Annotated in this window: 25 protein-coding genes and 1 tRNA gene; 12 read left to right on the top strand and 14 right to left on the bottom strand. The window is 34.6% G+C overall.

Annotated features, from left to right (window positions below; translation table 11 throughout):
- The first annotated feature begins 56 nt into the window (after positions 1 to 56).
- Positions 57 to 1514 carry an RNA polymerase factor sigma-54 gene (rpoN, locus tag K7G79_RS09660; RefSeq protein ID WP_223551374.1) on the top strand — a complete coding sequence of 486 codons (1458 nt, stop codon included), beginning with the start codon at positions 57 to 59 and terminating at the stop codon, positions 1512 to 1514.
- Positions 1514 to 2119 carry a hypothetical protein gene (locus K7G79_RS09655; protein WP_223551373.1) on the top strand — a complete coding sequence of 202 codons (606 nt, stop codon included), beginning with the start codon at positions 1514 to 1516 and terminating at the stop codon, positions 2117 to 2119. Before rpoN ends, K7G79_RS09655 begins: the two co-directional genes overlap by 1 nt.
- On the opposite strand, the gene K7G79_RS09650 is transcribed toward K7G79_RS09655, so the two are convergent.
- The 8 genes from K7G79_RS09650 to K7G79_RS09615 all read right to left on the bottom strand — a co-directional run bounded on the left by K7G79_RS09650 (position 2114) and on the right by K7G79_RS09615 (position 7259).
- A complete protein-coding gene (locus K7G79_RS09650; protein ID WP_223551372.1) occupies positions 2114 to 2806 on the bottom strand; it encodes a porin family protein in 693 nt (230 codons plus the stop codon). The genes K7G79_RS09655 and K7G79_RS09650 overlap by 6 nt on opposite strands.
- 63 nt (positions 2807 to 2869) lie before the next feature.
- Positions 2870 to 3352, bottom strand: coding sequence for a biopolymer transporter ExbD (locus K7G79_RS09645; protein WP_223551371.1), 483 nt, complete (start codon positions 3350 to 3352; stop codon positions 2870 to 2872).
- A gap of 22 nt (positions 3353 to 3374) precedes the next feature.
- Positions 3375 to 3983: a biopolymer transporter ExbD gene (locus K7G79_RS09640; protein ID WP_223551370.1), complete on the bottom strand. Its 609-nt coding sequence runs from the start codon at positions 3981 to 3983 to the stop codon at positions 3375 to 3377.
- Position 3984: 1 nt separating this feature from the next.
- Positions 3985 to 4416, bottom strand: a complete 432-nt coding sequence (locus K7G79_RS09635; RefSeq protein WP_223551369.1) for a hypothetical protein — start codon at positions 4414 to 4416, stop codon at positions 3985 to 3987.
- A 25-nt stretch (positions 4417 to 4441) separates the two neighbouring features.
- Positions 4442 to 5215 (bottom strand): MotA/TolQ/ExbB proton channel family protein, encoded by a 774-nt coding sequence (locus K7G79_RS09630; RefSeq protein ID WP_223551368.1) that lies wholly within the window; start codon positions 5213 to 5215, stop codon positions 4442 to 4444.
- Between the two features lie 73 nt (positions 5216 to 5288).
- Positions 5289 to 5376 (bottom strand) — tRNA-Ser (locus K7G79_RS09625).
- A 79-nt stretch (positions 5377 to 5455) separates the two neighbouring features.
- Positions 5456 to 6487 carry an asparaginase gene (locus K7G79_RS09620; protein ID WP_223551367.1) on the bottom strand — a complete coding sequence of 344 codons (1032 nt, stop codon included), beginning with the start codon at positions 6485 to 6487 and terminating at the stop codon, positions 5456 to 5458.
- A 4-nt stretch (positions 6488 to 6491) separates the two neighbouring features.
- Entirely contained in the window at positions 6492 to 7259 is a 768-nt protein-coding gene (locus K7G79_RS09615; protein ID WP_223551366.1) for a TatD family hydrolase, read from the bottom strand.
- 80 nt (positions 7260 to 7339) lie between these two features.
- On the opposite strand from K7G79_RS09615, the gene K7G79_RS09610 reads away from it, so the two are divergent.
- Positions 7340 to 7780 carry a TIGR02281 family clan AA aspartic protease gene (locus K7G79_RS09610; protein WP_223551365.1) on the top strand — a complete coding sequence of 147 codons (441 nt, stop codon included), beginning with the start codon at positions 7340 to 7342 and terminating at the stop codon, positions 7778 to 7780.
- A gap of 113 nt (positions 7781 to 7893) precedes the next feature.
- On the opposite strand, the gene odhB is transcribed toward K7G79_RS09610, so the two are convergent.
- Positions 7894 to 9108 (bottom strand): 2-oxoglutarate dehydrogenase complex dihydrolipoyllysine-residue succinyltransferase, encoded by a 1215-nt coding sequence (gene odhB, locus K7G79_RS09605; protein WP_223551364.1) that lies wholly within the window; start codon positions 9106 to 9108, stop codon positions 7894 to 7896.
- A gap of 42 nt (positions 9109 to 9150) precedes the next feature.
- A complete protein-coding gene (locus tag K7G79_RS09600; RefSeq protein ID WP_223551363.1) occupies positions 9151 to 11895 on the bottom strand; it encodes a 2-oxoglutarate dehydrogenase E1 component in 2745 nt (914 codons plus the stop codon).
- Positions 11896 to 12605: 710 nt separating this feature from the next.
- Between K7G79_RS09600 and K7G79_RS09595 the strand changes: the two genes are divergently transcribed.
- From K7G79_RS09595 to K7G79_RS09560, 8 genes are all read left to right on the top strand, one after another.
- Positions 12606 to 13106: a cytochrome c gene (locus K7G79_RS09595; RefSeq protein WP_223551362.1), complete on the top strand. Its 501-nt coding sequence runs from the start codon at positions 12606 to 12608 to the stop codon at positions 13104 to 13106.
- A gap of 23 nt (positions 13107 to 13129) precedes the next feature.
- Positions 13130 to 13705, top strand: coding sequence for a fasciclin domain-containing protein (locus K7G79_RS09590; RefSeq protein WP_223551361.1), 576 nt, complete (start codon positions 13130 to 13132; stop codon positions 13703 to 13705).
- Positions 13706 to 13735: 30 nt separating this feature from the next.
- Positions 13736 to 15700 carry a Sec-dependent nitrous-oxide reductase gene (gene nosZ, locus K7G79_RS09585; protein WP_223551360.1) on the top strand — a complete coding sequence of 655 codons (1965 nt, stop codon included), beginning with the start codon at positions 13736 to 13738 and terminating at the stop codon, positions 15698 to 15700.
- 116 nt (positions 15701 to 15816) lie between these two features.
- A complete protein-coding gene (locus K7G79_RS09580) occupies positions 15817 to 16410 on the top strand; it encodes a hypothetical protein (protein ID WP_223551359.1) in 594 nt (197 codons plus the stop codon).
- Between the two features lie 30 nt (positions 16411 to 16440).
- Positions 16441 to 16878, top strand: a complete 438-nt coding sequence (locus tag K7G79_RS09575) for a nitrous oxide reductase accessory protein NosL (protein ID WP_223551358.1) — start codon at positions 16441 to 16443, stop codon at positions 16876 to 16878.
- A gap of 153 nt (positions 16879 to 17031) precedes the next feature.
- Positions 17032 to 18219 carry a nitrous oxide reductase family maturation protein NosD gene (locus K7G79_RS09570; protein ID WP_223551380.1) on the top strand — a complete coding sequence of 396 codons (1188 nt, stop codon included), beginning with the start codon at positions 17032 to 17034 and terminating at the stop codon, positions 18217 to 18219.
- On the top strand, positions 18213 to 18920 hold the full coding sequence (locus K7G79_RS09565; protein WP_223551357.1) for an ABC transporter ATP-binding protein: 708 nt from the start codon (positions 18213 to 18215) through the stop codon (positions 18918 to 18920). The genes K7G79_RS09570 and K7G79_RS09565 overlap by 7 nt, the downstream gene beginning before the upstream one ends.
- Positions 18913 to 19695 carry an ABC transporter permease gene (locus K7G79_RS09560; RefSeq protein WP_223551356.1) on the top strand — a complete coding sequence of 261 codons (783 nt, stop codon included), beginning with the start codon at positions 18913 to 18915 and terminating at the stop codon, positions 19693 to 19695. The genes K7G79_RS09565 and K7G79_RS09560 overlap by 8 nt, the downstream gene beginning before the upstream one ends.
- A 76-nt stretch (positions 19696 to 19771) precedes the next feature.
- Here K7G79_RS09560 and ric read toward each other — a convergent pair whose 3' ends face one another.
- From ric to K7G79_RS09540, 4 genes are read right to left on the bottom strand one after another with little or no spacing between them, the layout of a single operon-like run.
- Complete coding sequence (gene ric, locus K7G79_RS09555) at positions 19772 to 20506, bottom strand: iron-sulfur cluster repair di-iron protein (RefSeq protein WP_223551355.1); 735 nt, start codon at positions 20504 to 20506, stop codon at positions 19772 to 19774.
- A gap of 50 nt (positions 20507 to 20556) precedes the next feature.
- Positions 20557 to 20991 (bottom strand): Rrf2 family transcriptional regulator, encoded by a 435-nt coding sequence (locus tag K7G79_RS09550; RefSeq protein WP_223551354.1) that lies wholly within the window; start codon positions 20989 to 20991, stop codon positions 20557 to 20559.
- A 46-nt stretch (positions 20992 to 21037) separates the two neighbouring features.
- Complete coding sequence (locus K7G79_RS09545) at positions 21038 to 21388, bottom strand: hypothetical protein (protein WP_223551353.1); 351 nt, start codon at positions 21386 to 21388, stop codon at positions 21038 to 21040.
- A complete protein-coding gene (locus K7G79_RS09540) occupies positions 21388 to 22362 on the bottom strand; it encodes a polyprenyl synthetase family protein (protein WP_223551352.1) in 975 nt (324 codons plus the stop codon). The genes K7G79_RS09545 and K7G79_RS09540 overlap by 1 nt, the downstream gene beginning before the upstream one ends.
- 124 nt (positions 22363 to 22486) lie before the next feature.
- On the opposite strand from K7G79_RS09540, the gene K7G79_RS09535 reads away from it, so the two are divergent.
- On the top strand, positions 22487 to 23089 hold the full coding sequence (locus K7G79_RS09535) for a TetR/AcrR family transcriptional regulator (RefSeq protein WP_223551351.1): 603 nt from the start codon (positions 22487 to 22489) through the stop codon (positions 23087 to 23089).
- Position 23090: the final 1 nt, after the last annotated feature.

The raw sequence follows: 23090 nt of genomic DNA, 5'->3' as shown, positions 1-23090 counted from the left end.
AATTTTCAATCTAAATGTCTATCTTTATATTGATATTGAATACCAAATCATAATCAATGCTTAAACAACAATTACAATTTAAGTTATCGCAAAAGTTATCGCCGCAACAAATTCAATTGATGAAATTGATACAGTTGCCTACTCAAGCTTTTGAACAACGCTTAAAACAGGAATTGGAAGAAAACCCAGCTTTAGAAAGTGGTAAAGAAATCGAAAATGAATTTGGTTCAGATTTTGAAAATTCTGATGATGATTATTCTGATAACGAATCTATAGCCGCTGAAGACATTAATGTTGATGAGTATTTAAGCGATGACGAAATTCCAGATTACCGTACACAAGTTAACAATTACAGTAGTGATGATGAGGAAAAAACTATTCCGTATGCTGCTGGTGTATCGTTTACCCAACATTTAGTAAACCAATTAAACACGTATCGATTGAATGATGAAGAACGAGATATTGCTGAATTTTTAGTGGGAAGCGTGGATGAAAGTGGTTATATCCGTCGAACATTATCTGATATTATGGACGATTTGGCTTTTACCCAGAATGTATACTCCTCCGAAGAAAAAATAGAACAGGTGTTACACATTGTCCATCAGTTGGATCCCGCAGGTGTTGGCGCCAGAAATCTGCAAGAATGCCTGAGCATTCAGCTTCATAGGAAAGAAAAAAATACAAATACAGAATTAGCCTTAAATATAATAGACTCTGCTTTTGAACAGTTTACTAAAAAGCACTACAAAAAGTTGATCCAGAAGTTTGACATTACGGAAGATCAACTAAAGGGAGCCATACACGAAATTGAACATTTAAACCCTAAACCCGGTGGTTCCTATTCTGGTAATAATAGAATAGTTGAACACGTTGTTCCAGACTTTGCCATTAAAATTGAAGATGGTGAGTTAGAATTAACCCTTAATGGAAGGAATGCCCCCGAATTACATGTTTCAAGGGAATATAACAATATGCTTAAAGGCTATAAAGAATCCAAGGACAAGTCTAAATCCCAAAAAGATGCTGTTTTGTTCATTAAGCAAAAATTGGATGCCGCCAAATGGTTTATTGAGGCCATTAAACAACGTCAGCAAACACTTTTTATAACCATGAGTGCCATTATGCATTACCAAAAGGATTATTTTTTAACTGGTGATGAGCGACAGTTAAAACCTATGATTCTTAAAGATATTGCAGATGAAATACAAATGGATGTTTCAACCGTTTCTAGGGTAGCCAATAGTAAATATGTAGACACCCCTTATGGAACAAAATTAATTAAAGAGTTCTTTTCAGAATCCATGAAAAATGACCAAGGTGAAGATGTTTCAACACGGGAAATAAAGAAAATACTGGAAACTGTTATTGTAGAAGAAAACAAAAGAAAGCCCTTAACTGATGATGCCTTAGCAAATATCTTAAAAGATAAAGGCTATCCTATAGCACGGCGGACAGTGGCTAAATATAGAGAACAACTTGATATTCCCGTAGCAAGGCTACGTAAAAAAATATAATGGATAGTATTTTAAGAAGTATTTCATTTATTTTCCATCCATTATTGATGCCTATTTTTGGTGTACTTTTTTATTTTTCAAAATCTCCAAGATACATCCCAGTCGAAGTGATCAATGCTAAACTAGTGTCTCTTTTCATTTTGACCGTTATTCTTCCCATTCTTTTATATTTTCTTTTAAAAACACTCGGGAAGGTAACTTCCATTTATCTAAAAAGTACTAAAGAGCGTATCATACCTTTAATATTAAATTTTGTAGTAACCTTAGTTATTATAAAACGGATTTTAACCCCTACACAAGTTGTTGAACTGTATTTCTTTTTTGTAGGTATTTTAATTTCAACATTGTCTTGCCTTATTTTGGCTGTTTTAAAATTTAAAGCAAGTATTCACTTGATGGCTATGTCTGGTTTATTGATGTTCTTTATTGCGTTAAGTATTCATTTTAGCATCAATATAAATGGAACCTTAGCTTTTATGATTATTATAACAGGTGCAGTAGCAACTTCCCGATTGCATTTGAAGGCGCATCGTTTTACAGAGTTAGTAGTTGGATTTTTTCTAGGTATGATTCCACAACTTATTTTGGTAAACTACTGGCTATAGAATATAGAACATCAGTCCAATTTTAATACTGTTCATATCAATAGGACTTCCATTTAATTGAGCATGCTCAGAAAAAATAGGATTAAGACCATAATAGCAATGAATATTCCAAGTGTTATATCCAACACTTAAGGTCAAACCATATTGTAGCGAATTAAACTCATTTATATTACTATGCTTTATTTTTCCCAGATCACCTTTATATTTGGCACTATGGGCAAAGACATAACCTAATTTAACCCCCGTATAAATTCTCCAAAACTTGTATTCAGATGGTGTGGATGTACGCCAACGTATCTCTAAAGGACATTCAATCAAATATCCAGTAAACTTATTTTTAGAAAAGTTATTACTACCTTCTAATAAAGAAAAGCTTATAGATCCAGAACTGTCTTTATTTATGAACATATTTTGATTGTAGGAATTGGCAGAAAGCCCTATTCCAAGACCTAGAGCAAAATTTCTATTCTTGTTAATGGGCATGTCCCTAATAAACCCAATATGATATCCTCCAGAGAAACCATTTTGAGAAACACCCTCTGGTATATTCCCTAATAAGTTATAAGTAACTCCGGCATAGAATTGGTCTTCTCTATAAAGCGAATCAATTACAGTTATTGTTGGTTCTTGTGCATACAATAACAAGCCAGATGAAATAAAAGCCATTCTAATTAATATCTTTTTCATATACTATTAACTAAAAAAAGGCATTCATATTGAATGCCTTCCTACTTTTAACAAATTAAGATATTATTTTATGTTGGTTAATGCATCCCCTACACCTGTAGTATAGTTTATTTTTAAGGCATTCACTTTTCTTAGTTCTTGTTTTACATCACCAACAATACCCATTTGTGCATCTTTATCAACTTTTAACGATACGGTTAAATAAGGTATTAATTCTTCCCTTAATGCAGCGCGTTCGGCTTCAATAAAAGGGCCTACATCACTCACATCAGCAAATTTGTCGTTCAGTTGTATTCTAGCTTCTGTTCCGAACTTTTTTTTGTAATTATCACTGGGTTTTCCCATATAAACATAACTTATGGGATTCTTTTTATCCAATTTTTCTACTTGGTTCGCAACAGGTAAAGCGTTTTGAATCATCAAAGTATTTTCACGCATTACGGTAGCAACCATAAAAAAGAATAACAACATAAATACAATGTCTGGCAAGGATGCTGTACTAATTGGTGGCAAATCGCCACCTTTTTTCTTTTTGAATTTAGACATAATGTTTCTGTTTAATTCTAAATTAATCGATGACTTCTGAAAACTTTTGCGGAATCTCTTCCTTAATTTGGTCTATAACCGCCTTAAGTTTATCCTTATTACCAACCCATCGTGCATCTTTGTAATTTTCCTGCATTTTTATAAAATCCATACCAGGAAACCCTTTTTGAGATCCTATCTCTAATGCACGTCTATTCCTTAGCTCATTGTAAGCGCCCATAACTTCATTTTGAACAGCTACATAAGCAGCATAAGAAGTCTCTCGTTGATTTTTTAAAGAAATAATGGCTTTATCAGGATTATCTGAAGATTTTGGGTCTCTTTTCCCTTTGCAAAAAGTGCAGGATCCATCGCCGTTATTATCTAAAAACTCTACTGCTGCTTTACGTAGGTCTTTAAGTTCCATACGCTCTTCCTCAACAAGCAATTGATCTTTACCATTGATTAAAATCGTAAAAATATTTTTTTGTTTGATTACCACATCTTCTTCAGATTCTTCCATTGGGGGTAGTTTACGGTTAATACCCGAATCCTTTTCAATAGTTGTGGTAACCAAGAAAAATATTAATAAAAGGAAGGCAATATCGGCCATTGAGCCTGCATTAACCTCCGGTGCTGCTCGTTTTGCCATATTATTTTATCATTTTTTTAATTCCAGAAAACAACATAAGTGCCCCTGCTATAAGAATAAGCGCATAAAACAAATATAAGCCTGCGCCAACTAATTGTGATCCACTAGCTGATAACGAATCTCCATCTTTAAGTGGAGTTTCAACGCCTTCTGCACTAAAATAACATATAAGCGCCAGTACTACAAAAGCTCCCACGCTCTTTAAAGTACTTTTTAGCATATCTATATTGGTTAAAATAGCTTTTAAAGTGAAGAAAACAACAAAAGCCAAGGTTAAAAACAAAACGGTATATGCTACATACATAAACGAATCTACACTCCCGCCGGCTTCTCCAACCTTTACAGCTTCGTCTCCTGCCGATATTATCATCGCCAGGAATACTATAGAAAGTAGTCCTACCAATGCTAATATTATGGTTAATACTTTTTTCATAATAAATGGTTTACAATTTAAATTATTACTTCTTGTTTCTAATTAGCAAGTCCATTAACGTAATAGAAGCGTCTTCCATATTGTTAACGATGCTATCGATTTTAGCAATAATATAATTGTAGAATATTTGCAGTATGATTGCAACAATCAAACCAAACACGGTTGTTAAAAGTGCTACTTTAATACCTCCTGCTACAAGTGAAGGTTGCATGTCTCCTGCAGCTTCAATTTTATCGAATGCCTGAATCATCCCAATTACTGTTCCCATGAATCCTAACATAGGAGCTAAGGCGATGAATAACGAAATCCAAGATACATTTTTTTCCAATTGTCCCATTTGAACACCTCCATAGGCCACAACAGCTTTTTCAACGGCCTCTAAGCCTTCGTCTGTTCTATCCAGTCCTTGGTAGTAAATTGAAGCAATGGGGCCTTTAGTATTTCTACAAATTTCTTTAGCAGCCTCAACACCTCCTGATGCTAAAGCATCTTCGACTTCTTGTGTTAATTTAGATGTGTTTGTAGTAGATAAGTTTAAAAAGATAATTCTCTCAATTGCAATTGCCAGACCTAAAATTAAACACAACAATACAATTCCCATAAATCCTGGGCCTCCTTCAATAAAACGCTTTTTTAATTCTTGATGAAACCCTACCTCTTGTGCAGGTGAATCAGCTGCATCATCTTGTGTCATCGTGGCCACAGTAGTAGTGGTTGTGCTAGCAGCATTTGTAGTTGCATTAACCGTTCCGAATGCCATAATTCCTGTAATGGCAAGGATAGAAAATAATCTTTTCATGTTCTAAATCTTAATTTTATTAGTTAAAGTGTTAAAGATATAAAAAAAAAGCTATTAAAAATAAAAATAACAGCAGAGAGGAAGGGATTCGAACCCTCGATACGCTTTTGGCGTATACACACTTTCCAGGCGTGCGCCTTCGACCACTCGGCCACCTCTCTGTATTCTAAAAAGCTTTTGTTTTTAGGTGGCTCAAATAACAAAAAAATCTTTAGATGATAAAACTTTGACTGTTATTTTTTAGGACATTTCTCCTCTTAAGGAGCTTTCGAACATGGTTTTGAAAGTATTAGCATCTGTTTTATTACCCAACAACCACATTAATTTAGTAATTGCTGCCTCTGTCGTTAAGTCTTTACCCGATATTACCCCAATATGCTTCAATTGGTTACTGGTCTCATAACGCCCCATAACCACAGTTCCTTTAGTGCATTGTGTTATATTTATAACATATACACCTTTTCGAATGGCATCTGATAACAAATCACTAAACCAAACTTCCGTGGTACAATTTCCAGCACCATAGGTTTCCAAAATCACACCTTTTAAGTTCGGTGTTAATAAAATACTGCGCATAAATGATTCTGTAATACCTGGAAATAATTTTATTATGGCAACATCCGTATCAAAATCCTTATAGGTTTTAAGAGGCTTGTTCACATTATGGTTATATAAATCATCTGTATTAATTTTCAAGTGTACACCTGATTGGGCCAAATCTGGATAATTGGGTGACTGAAAGGCTTCAAAGTGTTCTGCGCTTACTTTTGTAGTCCTGTTAGCTCGATACAACTTATATTCAAAATATAGGCACACCTCTTTTATAACGGGTTTGTTTTTCTCATGTAACGATGCAATCTGAATGGAAGTTATTAAATTTTCCTTAGCATCGGTACGTAAATCACCAATAGGTAATTGTGACCCTGTAAACACAACTGGTTTTGCTAAATTTTCCAGCATAAAACTAAGTGCAGATGCCGTATAGCTCATGGTATCGCTTCCATGAAGTACTACAAACCCGTCAAAACTCTTATAATTGGCTTCAATTATTTCAGCAATCTGTACCCAATAGGTTGGATTCATATTACTGGAGTCAATTGGGTCTTGAAACGAAACAGTTTCTATATTACAGTCCAAAAGCCTTAGTTCGGGTATCTTATCCAAAAGGGTTTTAAAATCAAAAGTACGTAAAGCTCCTGTCTTAAAATCTTTCACCATACCTATGGTACCACCAGTATATATAAGGAGTATTTTTTGTTTTTCTTGACTCATAATATTATACTTTAAAAACGTCCTTCGAATTTTGAGTTGTTATTTCAGCTATATCTTCAACTGGCCTATTGTATATACTGGAAAGTTTTTCCAATACGTTAACTATATAAGCGCTTTCATTTCGTTTGCCTCGATAAGGCACAGGAGCAAGATAAGGCGCATCGGTTTCCATAACAATATGCTTCAGATCTATTTGGTTAATAAACTGGTCTATCTTGCCATTCTTAAAAGTTATTACGCCTCCTATCCCCAATTTCATGTTATAGGATATGGCTTGTTGGGCTTGTTCTAAAGTCCCTGTAAAACAATGAAAAATTCCAAATAAGCTATCATCCTTTTCACCTTCCAAAACATCGAATATGTCGTCAAACGCATCTCGACAATGAATCACAATAGGTAGCTTATGTTTTTTTGCCAATTGTATTTGATGTTTAAATGCTTTTTTTTGTATCCCTAAGGTCGATTTATCCCAATACAAATCAATTCCTGTTTCACCAACTGCATAAAATTGGTGTTGAGTCAACATATGCTCTACATGCTTAAGTTCATCAGCATAATTTTCCTTTACATGAGTAGGATGTAATCCCATCATTAAATACACTTGTTCTGGAAAGTCTTCTTTTAATTGAAGCATGGATTGGGTATACGTAGAATCTATTGCCGGAATAAAAAAACGGGACACACCAAGCTTAACAGCTCTATGTATCATGTCATGCCTGTCGTCATTAAAAGCCTCACTATATAAATGGGTATGGGTATCCGTAATAATCAAAATAGAATTGTTTTTATTAACCTCTTTAATTTGTAAAAATAATCGTTTTACATGATTATCTTTGCTAAAAGCCTAATAAGATGCTGTCACTTCATGAATTTCTTAGTGCTAAAAACTATACCCGTGTAAAATTACACCTTACCAAAACCAATCATTTTGAAATTAACGCAACTATAAATGGTATAAAAGGCGTATTTATTTTAGATACCGGAGCGTCAAATTCTTGTGTAGATTTTGAAGCCATAGAGACCTTTAAATTACAAGCCGAAGACTCTATAGTAAAAGCTGCGGGTGCTGGAGCTATAGACATGGACACCAAAACATCAAAAAAAAACAAGATAAAAATTGGAAAATGGAAAAATAATAAAGTTATTTTGGTACTATTCAACCTAACCCATGTGAATACAGCCCTAATAAAACATAACGCTAGGCCAGTTGATGGTATTATAGGCGCAGATATTTTAAAAAAGGCTAAAGCTATTATAGATTATCAAAAGAAATATCTCTATTTGAAGTTATAATTTCCTTATTGTTAGGAAAATTTGCTTAAGACAACCCTTTCTCTTATTGGAAATCACAAAAAAAGCCTTTTAAAAAACTTAAAAGGCCTTATATAAACTTAATGTTTTAGCTTTTACAACTCTAATGCTTTCTTAGCATCATTATTCATTAAAAGTTCAATTGGATTTTCCAAAGCTTCTTTAACCGCTACTAAAAAGCCAACACTTTCCCTGCCATCAATAATTCTATGGTCGTAAGACAATGCCACGTACATGACAGGCCTTATTTCTACTTTACCATCTACAGCCACAGGACGTTCAACTATATTATGCATTCCTAAAATACCACTCTGTGGCGGATTAATAATAGGCGTAGATAACATACTACCAAAAACGCCCCCATTGGAAATAGTAAATGTACCTCCAGTCATTTCATCAACGGTAATTTGTCCGTCACGTGCACGCAACGCCAATCGCTTAACCTCAGCTTCAACACCTCTAAAACTCAAATTTTCTGCGTTTCGCATTACAGGCACCATGAGTCCTTTTGGCCCAGAAACAGCAATGCTTATATCGCAGAAATCGTATGAGACCATATCCTTGCCATCTATCATAGAGTTAACCGCAGGGTACAGTTTTAAAGCCCTAACCACGGCCAAAGTAAAGAAACTCATAAATCCTAATCCAACGCCATGCTTTGTTTTGAAGATCTCTTTATATTCATTGCGCAAAGCAAAAATAGGCGACATGTCTACCTCATTAAATGTAGTTAACATTGCTGTTGTATTTTTTGCCTCAACCAAACGTTCGGCTACTTTACGACGCAACATAGACATTTTTGACCTGGTCGTTCCTCTATTCCCCCCTGTTGGTGTTCCCATAGAAGGCACGGCGTTTACAGCGTCTTCTTTAGTTACCCTACCATCTTTTCCTGTACCTGAAACCGATGTAGAATCAATACCCTTTTCAGCCAAAATCTTTTTAGCAGCTGGACTTGCTGTTCCTGTGGCATAAATGGCCGCCTGTTGTATTGGTGCACCTGCAACCGCTTCAGTTTTTGGGGCCTCCATTTTTTCTTGAGTTGCTGAGCTTGTCGAAGCATCTGGCTTTTCAGCAGAGGTGTCAATTAAACATACTATAGCCCCTACAGCTACGGCATCACCTTCTTCTGCCTTAAGTGTTATGGTTCCACTTGCTTCTGCAGGTAATTCAAGTGTTGCTTTATCACTGTCTACTTCTGCAATGGCTTGGTCCTTCTCTACAAAATCACCATCTTCAACCAACCATGTTGCTATTTCTACTTCGGTAATAGATTCACCCGGAGAAGGCACTTTCATTTCTAAAATCATATGCTATAATTTGAATAATATTCTGAGTTAATTTTGTTAATCTTATTTTGAAACATCAAAAACGGCATCAATTACACGTTGCTGCCTATTTCTATCCCTAGTGCTGGAACCTGGTGCCGGTACAGAACTAAACGCTCTTGAATACACTTTTAAGTTTACCAAATCCATGCGTTCAAGCATGTAGGTCCATGCCCCCATATTTTTGGGTTCCTCTTGTGCCCATGCATATTCTTCTACATTTGGATACTTGTCTATGACTTCCTGAACTTTATCTAAATGCAATGGAAACAATTGTTCTATTCTTATTAAGGCCACGTCTTCCTTATTTAGTTTTTCCCTTTCGACCAGCAAATCATAATAGAACTTACCTGTACAGAATACCAATTTTTTTACTTGTTTAGGTTCTATTGTATCATCTATAACTTCTTCAAATTTACCAATGGCCAATTCATTTAAGGAGGACACTGCTTTAGGGTGACGTAATAAACTTTTTGGCGTAAAAACAATAAGTGGTTTCCTAAAATCACGTTTCATTTGTCGACGTAATAAATGGAAAAAGTTTGCTGGCGTCGTACAGTCTGCAACAATCATATTATCATTTCCACACAATTGAAGGTAACGTTCTATTCTTGCCGAGGAATGTTCAGCCCCTTGCCCTTCATAACCATGAGGTAATAACACTACAATGCCATTTTGAGATTTCCATTTATCTTCGGCTGCAGAGATATACTGATCGAAAATAATTTGAGCTCCATTACTAAAATCTCCAAACTGGGCTTCCCAAATAGTTAAAGTGTTGGGGTTAGCCATAGCATACCCGTAATCGAAACCAAGCACACCATATTCGGATAACAATGAATTATAAATATCCATCGTACCTTTATTATTCGGATTAGTATTTAAAAGGTTGATTCGCTCTTCTGTCTTTTCATCACGTAAGATAGCATGGCGATGGCTAAAGGTTCCTCGTTCTACATCCTGTCCAGATATACGAACATTATAACCTTCTTCCATTAAACTGCCATAGGCTAAGGTCTCTGCCATACCCCAATCTAATGTATCGGTTTCAAAAACCATTTTATAGCGTCCTTCCAAAATGCGCTCAGCCTTTCTTAAAAAAGTAGCACCTTTTGGAACTGTAGAAATGACTTTTGAAATCCCTTCTAACTTTTCTTTTGGATATGAAGTTTCAATAGAATCCAACATAGCTTTGAGCCCCCTTCTTTCAAATCCTTCCCAACGTTCCTGCATAAATTCCCTGACTTTTGAGGACTCGGCATGTCTGGATTTTTCATATTCCCGTTCTAGTGTACCTTTAAACTCGGCTACAATTCCATCAGAATATGTTTTGTCTATAGTCCCTTCTGCAATAAGTTTATCAGAATAAATTTTAAACGGATTTGGGTGTTTTGCAATATATTTATAAAGCTTGGGTTGAGTAAAACGTGGTTCGTCACCCTCATTATGTCCATATTTTCTATAGCCCAACAAATCTATATAAACATCTTTTTGAAAACGCATTCTATATTCCAATGCCATTTCTACAGCATGCACTACAGCTTCGGCATCATCTGCATTAACATGCAAAACTGGTGATAATGTTACCTTAGCAACATCGGTACAATAGGTACTGGAACGGGCATCTAAATAATTGGTTGTAAACCCTATCTGATTATTAACCACAATATGAATGGTCCCACCTGTTTTATATCCATTCAACTGACTCATTTGTGCTACTTCGTATGCAATGCCTTGACCAGCAATTGCCGAATCGCCATGTACTATTATGGGTACTATTTTTGAGTTATCACCATTATAATCTGTATCTATTTTGGCTCGGGCAATACCTTCGGCCACAGGAGCGACAGTTTCTAAATGTGAAGGATTGGGCACCAAATTCATCTTAATGTTTTTCCCATTTTGGTAGGTCTTGTTTAATGTAAATCCTAAATGATACTTCACATCACCATCTATATTTTCATCTTCAAAATCCTTACCATCAAACTCACTAAAAAGTTCCTTAATTGGTTTCCTAAATATATTCACAAGAGTACTCAATCTGCCACGATGTGCCATCCCCAGAACACATTCTTTAACCCCATATTTTTCAACAGAGTAAAAAAGCACATTGCTAATAGCCGGAATTAATGATTCCCCGCCTTCTAATGAAAAACGCTTTTGTCCTACATATTTGGTCTGTAAAAAATTTTCAAAAGTAACTGCTTGATTTAATTTTGAAAGGATATATTTTTTAGTTTCCGCAGAAAAATTTGGCTGATTATCATTCTTGTTCAATTGGTCTTGCCACCACCCAATAACGTCTGGGTTACGCAAATACATATATTCCACACCTATGGAGCTACAATAAATACGCTCTAAATGTTTAATAATTTCACGTAATGTTGAAGCACCAATTCCTAAAATTTCTCCGGCACTAAAAACGGTATCTAGATCATTTTCTGATAGGTTGAAGTTTTCTAAATCTAAAGTGGGGTAATAACTTCTTCGTTCACGCACAGGGTTAGTTCTAGTAAATAGGTGTCCCCTCATCCTGTATCCATCAATTAACCTAACAACATAAAATTCTTTGTGAACATGTTCGGTTATCTCAGTTGAACTAGCCTCTGCAGTCTCACCATTTAACCCAAAGCTCTCACTACCAAAATCGTAACCTTGAAAAAACGCTCTCCAACTTGGTTCTACACTATCTGGGTTTTGTAAATATTGATCATATAAATCAGCAAAGTATGCTGTATGCGCCGCATTTAAAAATGAAAATTTATCCATTATAATTTTTAATGGCCTTAGGCCTGGTCAAAATATTTTCCAAAAATACAACTTTTAACAAAATCAGATACTGATTTTAGTATAATTATAACATGTGATTCTATATCAAAAAAACAGTTTTATTTTATATAGTAACTTAGGCTATTTACATATATAAAACCAAAGATAAATATCTGTTAAAAACACTAATACGTCTATAATTTTATCATTAAATAGCAAAGGCCTTTTGGCTTAAAAAACCCCAAAATAATTTCCAGAAACACATTAGCTTTAATGAAGTTTAGGCCTAAATGCCACATTCAGTGATTTTAAGTGCAGACTATAATGGAACTAATATGCATTATAAATGATTTATAAGTATCATGTTTAAATCCAACGTGTTGATAAACCCTATGAGATTAGTTTAAATTTTACAAATGATAAATATTTGTATTTCAACTCTTATTTTGGGGCAGGCTATTAAAAGTAGAATGTAACTTCATGAGAGCATTAGCATATGCTATACAACAGAAACAAAACAGCTTTATAGAACGATGGATGCCTTTTGCAAGGTTCTATTATCTGTAATATCCTCTAGTAAATTTTAAAGCCACTTTCCTTTGTATTCAATCCACAATTTTTTAAATAAAGACAATTTTATCTTAAATATGATTTTTATCATATTTTTTTCAATGTCAAGGTTATAGTTTTGTTTAATTAAAACCGCAAATATGAAATCAACACTAAAGCTAATGACCCTTTTATTTTCTTTATTACTAATGAACTGTGGCGGTAAGGAAGAAAAAAAGAAAGAAGGCTTTTCTTATGAAAAGAAATCCACTACAGAACAAACCCTAAAAAAAGAAGATGCAGTTCCAGCTTCAAAAAAAATATCCCTTAATAATAAAGGTGTTGGTCCCATAACATCAATAGATTTAAGCTCCGAAATAGACCAAGAGATGGCAACCCATGGCGCCGATGTGTTTAAAAAAATGTGTACCGCATGTCACCGAGCTGATAAAAAATTCATTGGACCTGCTCCTACTGGCATATTAGAACGTAGAAGCCCAGAGTGGATTATGAACATGATTTTAAATCCTGAGGGAATGGTACAAAAAGACCCATTGGCCAAGGAATTACTCATCGAATTTAACGGTTCTCCCATGGCAAACCAAAACTTGACCCAGGAAGAAGCGAGAGCTGTACTAGAATACTTCAGAACACTTAAATAACCTTTTAATATAAACCAAAAAATATGAATTCAATAAAACAGCTATTTCTTGTTTTAGCACTTTTAGCATTTGTTTGCTCATGCAAAAACAATAACAGTAATGCCCCAACGAACAATACAGATAGTAATATTGAAAAACAATCTGATGACAAAACAGGACAGGCATTTATTACAGATGATGAAGCTACCCCTAACTGCTTACAAATTGCTATAGGCTCCCCAGACCATAAAACATTGGTAGCGGCAGTACAAGCAGCCCAAGTAGAAAACGCTTTGGTTAATGTAGGACCTCTAACCGTTTTCGCTCCAACTGATGCTGCTTTTGCAGCTTTACCCGAAGGCACAGTAGAAAATTTGGTAAAACCTGAAAACAAAGAAACTTTAGCAAATATCTTAAAGTACCATGTAACTCCTGGTAATTTAAGTACTGCCATTTTAACAAAACTGCCAAGATTAGGACAGGCTAATAACCAATACGTAAATGTGGAAGTCATTGACGGAAAACCAGTTATCGCTGGTGCTAATATTATTGCTTCGGTTAAGGCAGGTAATGGTATCGTTCATGTTATTGACAAAGTATTACTGCCTCCAGCCGAATAAGTATATTATAAATAAAAAAACCATATAACAATGAAGAAAATATTAAAATTAGTAGTTGCAATGCTAAGTGTGCTTATAGCATTTACAAGTTGCAATAATTCCAAACAATCCAATTCTGGTGCATTGGCAGGTAATGTAGCAGACAAGGTTTATGTTGCTCCTGGTGAGCATGATGAATTCTATGCATTTATTTCAGGTGGCTTTAGTGGGCAAGTATCTGTTTACGGTTTGCCATCGGGACGTTTGTTTAAAGTGATTCCTGTTTTCTCGCAAGATGCTGAAAAAGCATGGGGATATAACGAAGAAACTAAACCTATGTTGAACACATCACATGGCTTTGTACCTTGGGACGATGCACATCACCCCGATATTTCACAAACCAATGGGGTTATTGATGGACGTTGGGTTTTTATTAATGGAAATAATACACCTCGTATTGCAAAAATAGACTTATCTACTTTTGAAACTACAGAAATTATTGAAGTCCCCAATAGTGCTGGTAACCACAGTTCGTCTTTCGTTACTGAAAATACAGAGTACGTTGTCGCCGGAACCCGTTTTTCTGTTCCAGTACCTCAAAAAGATATGCCAATTAAAGACTACAAAGGGAACTTTAAAGGGGCTCTAACCTTTATTTCTGTTGACCCAGAACATGGGCATATGGATATTAAATTCCAATTAATCATGCCTGGTTTCGATTACGATTTATCACATCCAGGTCGTGGTAAATCGCACGGCTGGTTCTTCTTCTCAACCTATAACACTGAGGAAGCCAGTACACTTATGGAAGTAAACGCCTCACAAAATGATAAGGATTTCATAGCGGCTGTTAATTGGAAAAAAATTGAAGAATACGTAAACAATGGAGGTGGTATTATGATGCCAACAAATTACGCTCATAACGTGTACGATGAAAGCACCCATATGGCCACTTCTACCATGAAAAAAGAGGTTCTTACTGTAAATCCATTGGATGTTCCTGGTGCAGTTTATTTAATGCCTACACCTAAATCGCCCCACGGTTGTGACGTAGATCCAACTGGGGAATATATTGTAGGTAGTGGAAAACTTTCAGCTAACTTAACAGTACATTCGTTTACTAAAATGTTAGCCGCTATTGAAAACCAAAAATTTGCTGGTGACGCCTATGGTATTCCAATAATAAATTTTGAGGATTCATTGGCTGGTGTTGTTGAGCAACCCGGTTTAGGCCCATTACACACCGAATTTGACGGTCAGGGTAATGCCTATACAACCTTCTTTATTTCTTCTGAAGTTGTTAAATGGAAAGTAGGCACTTGGGAGGTATTGGATAGACAACCTTGTTACTATTCCGTTGGCCACTTAATGATCCCAGGAGGCAACTCCCAAAAACCTTTCGGAAAATATGTAGTAGCGATGAACAAGATAACCAAAGACCGTTATTTACCAACTGGTCCAGAGGTAACCCAATCGGCTCAACTTTATGATATTTCAGGTGATAAAATGGAATTGTTGTTAGATTTCCCAACCGTTGGTGAACCACACTACGCTGCTGGATGTCCTGCAGATCTTATAAAACCACGTTCAAAAAAGATCTTCAATTTAGAAGATAACAATCATCCTTATGCTACAAAATCTGAATTAGATACTAAAGTTGTAAGAGATGGAAATATTGTTCATGTATATATGACAACCATACGCAGTCATTTTTCCCCAGATAATATTGAAGGTATAAAAGTAGGCGATAAAGTATATTTCCACGTTACCAATTTAGAACAGGATTATGATGTACCTCATGGTGTAAGCATGATTGGAGCCAACACTTCTGAGTTACTCATTATGCCAGGACAAACTGAAACTTTCGTTTGGGAACCTAAACAAGTGGGGGTTTGGCCATTTTATTGTACCGATTTCTGTTCTGCACTGCATCAGGAAATGCAAGGTTACGTTCGCGTTTCAGCTGCAAATGCCAATACACCTCTTAAATGGTCTCTTGGTGAGGATATAGAATAATAAAGCTTAGGGAAATTTTTGTTTTAGTGTTTATTTTCCTATTAAAGGCGAGAGTATAATATCGCTCTCGCCTTTCTATTGAAACACTAAAAAATTAAATCATTAGACTTAAATAGATGAAAAAGTCAAATATCATCATGCTAATTGCAGCATTGCTTCCATTAGGGTTGTTTTTATTTCCGCTATGGAAAATTACTTTAGAAGCTCCCCAATACCCTACACCTTTAGGCATGTACATCCATATTAATGATTTTGCTGACGCCAATCCGCATGACATTAAAAACATTAATTTAATGAACCACTATGTAGGGATGAAGTACATCCCAGATGCCATTCCAGAATTTAAAATTTTTCCGTTAGGCATAATTATTACAACTATTATTGGTTTAATTATCGCTTTTAAAGGTAATTATAAATGGTTTTTATACTGGTTCATCTTAATGATTATTTTGAGCAGTGCTGGACTTTATGATTTTTATCTTTGGGAGCATGATTATGGTCACAACTTAGACCCAAAAGCCATTATGAAATTTACTAATCCCGATGGATCTATAATGGGCTTTCAACCTCCTTTATTTGGCACAAAGCAAATTTTAAATTTCACAGCACACTCTTACCCAAGATTAGGGGCCTATTTCTTAGGTATAGGCATCTTTGCTGCTTTTTTTGCATACATTGTTGGAAAAAAAGCAATAAAAAAATATGATTAAATCCTAAGAAGAAAACATCAAAACACTAAAATGAAAACACTAAAACACTATTTAACACTAACATTATCCATCCTGTTTTTAGGCTGTAATGCTGGCCCAAAACCCATCGACTATGGTAATGATGGTTGCCATTTTTGCAAAATGACGATTGTGGATAAAGTCCATGCAGCAGAGATAGTCACACAAAAAGGTAAGGTGTACAAGTTTGACGCCGCCGAATGCATGGTACATTTTATGGAAGATATCGATACTTCTGAAATTAAATTATACCTATCTAACAATTATACTGAACCAGAAGTGCTTATTGATGCAACAATGGCAACCTTTTTAATAAGTAAAAATATTCCCAGTCCCATGGGAGCATTCCTTTCAGCTTTTAAAAACAAATCCGATGCCGAAAAAGTGCAACAGAAAAATGGTGGTACACTATACAATTGGCATGAACTTCTTGATCATTTAAATAAATAGCCTACCTATATTTCCTAATTAGTATTTATATTTCAAAAAGTATTTAGTTACTTTATACAGTTTTAGCTCATCTATAAAAGACATTAGCATACTAATTTGAAACCATTAATAACACATATCGCTCTTTTTTTACTTCTTATTACAAGCTGTCCCATATTTCCCCAAAGCATTGAAGTATGTAAGAGTTGTGATTTCAATTCTATAAAAACTGCAATTGCAAATGCCAATGCTTTCGATACTATTCTCATAAAAAAAGATACTTATAAAGAACACAATATTAAAATAGAGAAACCCCTCACTCTCATTGGAAAAGATTACCCCATTATTGATGGTGAATTAAAAGGGGAAATCATTACCATTTCTTCAGATAGTGTTACAGTAAATGGTTTATCCATCATAAATGTAGGCACTAGCTACACAGAAGATTATGCCGCTGTTAGGGTAAAAAGAAGCAAACACTTCACCCTAAAAAATCTGATTTTGGAAAACCTGTTCTTTGGTATTTATTTGGAAAAATCCAACTACGGAAAAATCTATAATAACAAAATTATAGGGCATGCGGTTGAAGAGTACAACTCAGGTAACGGTATTCAATTATGGTATAGTAACAATATCGAAATTGAATATAACCATATTCAGCATGTACGTGATGGTATTTACCTAGAATTTGCCAACAATTGCCTTATTAAAAATAATGTAAGCACCGAAAATTTGCGCTACGGCCTGCATTTCATGTTTTCTAATAACGATATTTATCAAAATAATACCTTTAAAAATAACGGAGCCGGTGTAGCCGTGATGTTTTCCAAAAACATAAAAATGTACAATAATCTCTTTAAAGAGAATTGGGGTACCGCATCTTACGGTATGTTGTTAAAGGAAATTAACGATGCTGAAATTATTGGTAATACCTTTATGGAAAACACCATAGGAATTAATATAGAGGGTTCCAATAGGATTTTGTATAAACACAACAATTTTAGCAATAATGGTTGGGCCATTAAAGTTCGTGGAGCTTGTTATACCAATCAATTTTTAGAAAACAATTTTTTATACAACTCTTTTGATATTGCCTATAACAGCAAGGTAAACGATAATATATTCAACAGAAACTATTGGAGCAATTATACAGGCTATGACCTAAATAAAGACGGTGTGGGCGATGTCCCATACCGACCAGTAAAGTTGTTTTCGTACATTGTAAACCGAACACCTGAAACTATTATATTGCTTCGTAGCCTATTTATAGATGTTATTGATTTTTCAGAAAAAGTTTCTCCCGTTTTTACTCCTGATAATCTGTTGGACAATAACCCTGTAACAAAAAAAATACAATGGTAAGCATAACAAATTTACATAAAACATTTAATAAAAACACGGTGTTAAGTGGTGTAAACCTTGAGATAAGGGGTGGTGGCATATTTGCTATTTTGGGACCAAATGGTTCTGGTAAAACCACACTTATTAAAACCATTTTGGGTATGGTTATTCCCAATAAGGGACAAATTACTGTTCTTGAAAAAGACATAAAGCATGACTCATTATATCGTCACCAAATCGATTATTTGCCTCAAATTGCTAATTTCCCAAATAACTTAAAGGTTAAAGAGCTCATTAAAATGATTAAGGATTTGCGGGGAGATACTAAAACCGATTTAGATCTCATAAAACGCTTTAAACTAGAACCCTTTTTGGATAAAAAATTGGGCAACCTATCAGGTGGTACCAAACAAAAGGTGAATATTGTACTTACCTTTATGTTCGAAAGTCCTTTAATTATTTTAGATGAACCCACAACAGGATTAGATCCCATTAGCTTAATACAATTAAAGGAGCTCATTCAAACTGAAAAAGCCAAGGGAAAAACCATATTGATCACCTCTCATATAATGAGTTTTGTAGAAGAGGTCTCAGATGAAATTGTATTCCTATTGGATGGGCAAGTTTATTTTAAGGGCACCATATCTAAATTAAAAAACAAAACTAATGAACTTGATTTCGAACGCGCCATTGCATCTATACTAACTGAAAACCATGCTTAAAATTTTAAAATATAGTTTCTTTGACCTTATGCGTAGCCGATGGAGCTATGTGTATTTCGCTTTTTATTTGCTATTGGGAATCATTCTACTTTTTTTAAATAACGACCTTTCCAAAGCAGTAATTACTCTCATGAATGTAATTATAGTGCTCGTGCCATTAATTGGTACAATATTTGGCGTTATGTACTATTACAATTCCAAAGAATTTACCGAATTGTTATTAGCACAGCCACTTAAGCGCGCTTCTATATTTATAGGACAATATTTAGGAGTAGCCTTATCATTATCTATGAGTTTAATCTTTGGACTGGGCATCCCTTTTATTTTTTATGGTTTATTACAATCTACCGCTATTTGGGATTTTTCACTACTCTTGACATCTGGGACATTTTTAACCTTTATATTTACAGCTTTAGCATTTAATATTGCCCTTTCTCAAGACAATAAAATTAAAGGCTTCGGTTACGCCATTCTTCTATGGCTTTTCTTTGCTATAATTTACGATGGCTTTTTTTTAATGACCTTAATTCTTTTTGAAGATTACCCCTTAGATAAACTTTCCTTGGTAGGCACCATGTTGAATCCCATAGATTTATCCCGAACCCTTATCCTTTTAAAATTAGATATATCGGCATTACTGGGTTATACCGGAGCTATATTTAAAAAATTCTTCGGTACCAATTTCGGACTTATTATATCCTCATTGATGATGACTATTTGGGTAGTATTACCTGTCATTAGAATTATAATAAAGTCTAGAAAAAAAGATTTTTAAAAAAGAAATCACTCAAATACAGTAATATTCGAGAGACTCAACCAACCTATGTAATATGATGTAATAAATTTACATATTACGAACCAAATTGTTGTTCCATATTAATAGCTTGAGGAAACAATATATTGTTTTCTAAATGAATGTGTAAATGCAAATCCTTTTCAAATTCACACAACATAGCGTAAGTTACTCTATAGGTATTACAGGCATCTTCCGGCGGATTATAATTGTTACTTAGCTTGGCTATTTGCCTGAAGCGTTCACCTTCGTTTTCATGTTCATACTTCATCATGGCTATAGGGTTTTCAACAGTACCGAATCCAGGTGAATCAATGGCACACAGACCTAATTTGGCATTCACCATCTTTTTCACGAATGGAAATAAAATGAGTTCCTCTTTCTTCATATGTGCTGCCAACCCGCCTGCCGATGCCTTAAACAGCTCATTAATCTGTAATAATTCAGGATGACGTTCGCCATGAACCTGGCACAGCTTATTTAAAAACTGAAGCAGAACAGGAACCTTTTCTTCTATATAACGGTGGTGCTTCTTTTCAATATAATCTATTAACAAATCCAAAGGCCAAGATTTATAATCTATAGACTGATTGGAATTTGTATTTAAAACATTATGGATTTCTTCCAATAGAATATTTGGATCTATTCCCTTTTTTTCACATACCTCCTCTAAGGTACGGTCGCCCTTGCAGCAAAAGTCAATGTTATGTTTTGAAAAAACTGCTGCTGTTCTAAAGTCTTCTGCAACAAATTGGCCTATTTGTTTTTTTGAATTGTTTTGTAATGTGATCACGACTAATTGTTTATTTCGGATAGTTTTATCCTTTTTGTTTATAAATTTTTTTAAACCTTTAAAAATGATACGCCCGATTTTATATTAAACGCTAATTCTTCTAAAGTAGTATGTTCCAACATCTCCCGTAAGCCTTCTCGAATGGATTTAAACTTGTCATGTACCGGACATGGATGATTTTCGTCACATGCCTTTAGTCCTAGTCCACAGCCCTTATAAATAGAATCACCATCTATGGCGTCAACAATGTCTGCTAGCTTAATAAGTGGTATTTGGCTTTTGGAAATCTCAAATCCGCCATAAGCACCCTTAATGGAATTTACCACATTGTTCTTAGCCAATGCCTGCAAAATCTTAGCGGTAAACGCTTCCGGAGAATCTATTTCCTTGGCTATTTCCTTTGGGCTTACACGTACACCTTCATGCGATTTTAAAGCAATAAAAATAATCGCTTTTATACCATATTCACAAGCTTTTGAAAACATGCCACTAATTTAAAACAAAAATTAATTTAAGACAAATTTATCTTAATTAATATTGATGTCTATACCATACTTTCTGCCATTCTCTTTTTAAAATTAAAAAAGCAACGTCTTCAGACAGTTTAATAGTGTCTGAAGAACCGTCTAAAGCTTTAATCTGTGCTTCAGGTACATCTATAATGTAAAGCAAATTAAGGTAATCTGAAAATCTTTCCTGGATGAGCTTGTAAACCGTTTCATGAAGTAACAACTTAAGGCTTAAGGGTGCGATAGCTTCATGAAATGCTAAATCAATGTTAGCCAAAAGAAAATCTTTATTAAGTTGTAAAATTAATTTTTTGTACAAGTCCAATGCATCGGCTTGTTTAATTAACGCTTCAAAATTAGTAGGTAATTGCATTAAACAGCTCTATACATTAATTGGGTTCCAAAAGTTTTCAATAATTGCTTTTTCTCTTCAGAAATTTGTAGAGTCTCCAAAATCATAAAAGACTTATTAGTATAGTGTTCTATCGCTTTGAGAGTGGCTTCTGTCGCACCAGATGATTCAAAATACTGTTTTGCTGTTTTTACTTTGGTTGAAAGATCTTCTGGATTGGAAGCGAATAATTCACGTAATGCTAATTGATCGGTATCATTGGAAAATTCCAATGCCTTTAGATACAAATAGGTCTTTTTGTTTTCAATAATATCACCCCCTATCTGTTTCCCAAAGGTTTTCGGGTCACCAAATGCATCCAGATAATCGTCTTGCAGCTGAAAGGCAATCCCGAGATTTTTACCAAATTCGTAAATACCTTTTTGGTCCTCAATCGAAGCGTTAGCAACAATGGCTCCCATTTTAAGTGACGTCCCCACCAAAACAGCCGTTTTGTATTCTATCATTTTTAAATATTCAGGAATGGTAACATTGTCTCGAGTCTCAAAATCAATATCGTATTGTTGCCCTTCACAAACTTCCAAAGCTGTCTTACTAAACAACTGTATTAAAGCACGAAAGGTCTGTGACGGGTAATTTTCGAATAACTGATAGGCCATAATAAGCATAGCATCGCCCGACAAAATCCCCGTATTAATATCCCATTTCTCATGCACCGTAAGTTGTCCACGACGCAAAGGGGCTTCGTCCATTATATCATCATGTACTAAAGAAAAATTATGAAACACCTCTATACTTAAAGCTGCATTTAAAGCCTCTTTATAATGACTATTAAAAATATCTGCCGCCATTAGTGTTAAAACCGGCCTTAATCGTTTACCCCCTAAGTTTAATATATAATGTATAGGCTGGTAAAGATTTTTAGGCTCTTTTGTTACAGCATAATCCTTTAAGTATGTAACAAAATGCTGATGGTATTCTTCTACTGATAACATGCGGTAAAAATAAATTAAAAAAGGGAATGAACTCATTATGATATAAAATATGTGTTAAATAATTGTAAAACTTAGGAAACTTTTTTTGTTTTTTAAGTTTCCTATTGTAATTTTGCATACAATTATGAGAGATAAAATACTACAACTTGCAGGAGAGATGTTCTTAAATTATGGATTTAAGAGCGTTACTATGGATGACATTGCCAATACTTTAGGCATTTCAAAAAAAACTATTTATCAACATTACGATAATAAAACTAAATTGGTAGAAGCTACAGTAATGTATGTTTTCGAGAATATTTCAAATGGTATTAATTGTATTTGCGCTTTGGAAAAGAACCCCATTGAAGAAATTTACGATATCAAACATTTTGTGATGAATAATCTAAAGGATGAAAAGTCCTCACCACAATACCAGCTTCAAAAATATTATCCTATTATCTTTTCAACATTAAAACAAAAGCAATTTGAAGTGATGCAGGGCTGTGTAAAAACAAACTTAGAACGTGGTATTGCTCAGGGTTTGTATAGAGAAACTGTTAATATAGAATTTATATCCAGAATCTATTTTAATTCCATGATGGCAATAAAAGACAAAGACTTATTTCCCCTAAAGTATTTTTCAATGAACGTCCTTATGGACTACTTTATTGAATACCATTTAAGAGGCATTTGCAGCAAAACAGGTCTCGAAACATTGAACCAATTTATAAACACACCGACTTAAC

The organism is Aestuariivivens sp. NBU2969 (assembly GCF_019931125.1).
GTDB lineage: Bacteria > Bacteroidota > Bacteroidia > Flavobacteriales > Flavobacteriaceae > Aestuariivivens > Aestuariivivens marinum.
This window is presented reverse-complemented; position numbering and strand designations above follow the sequence as displayed.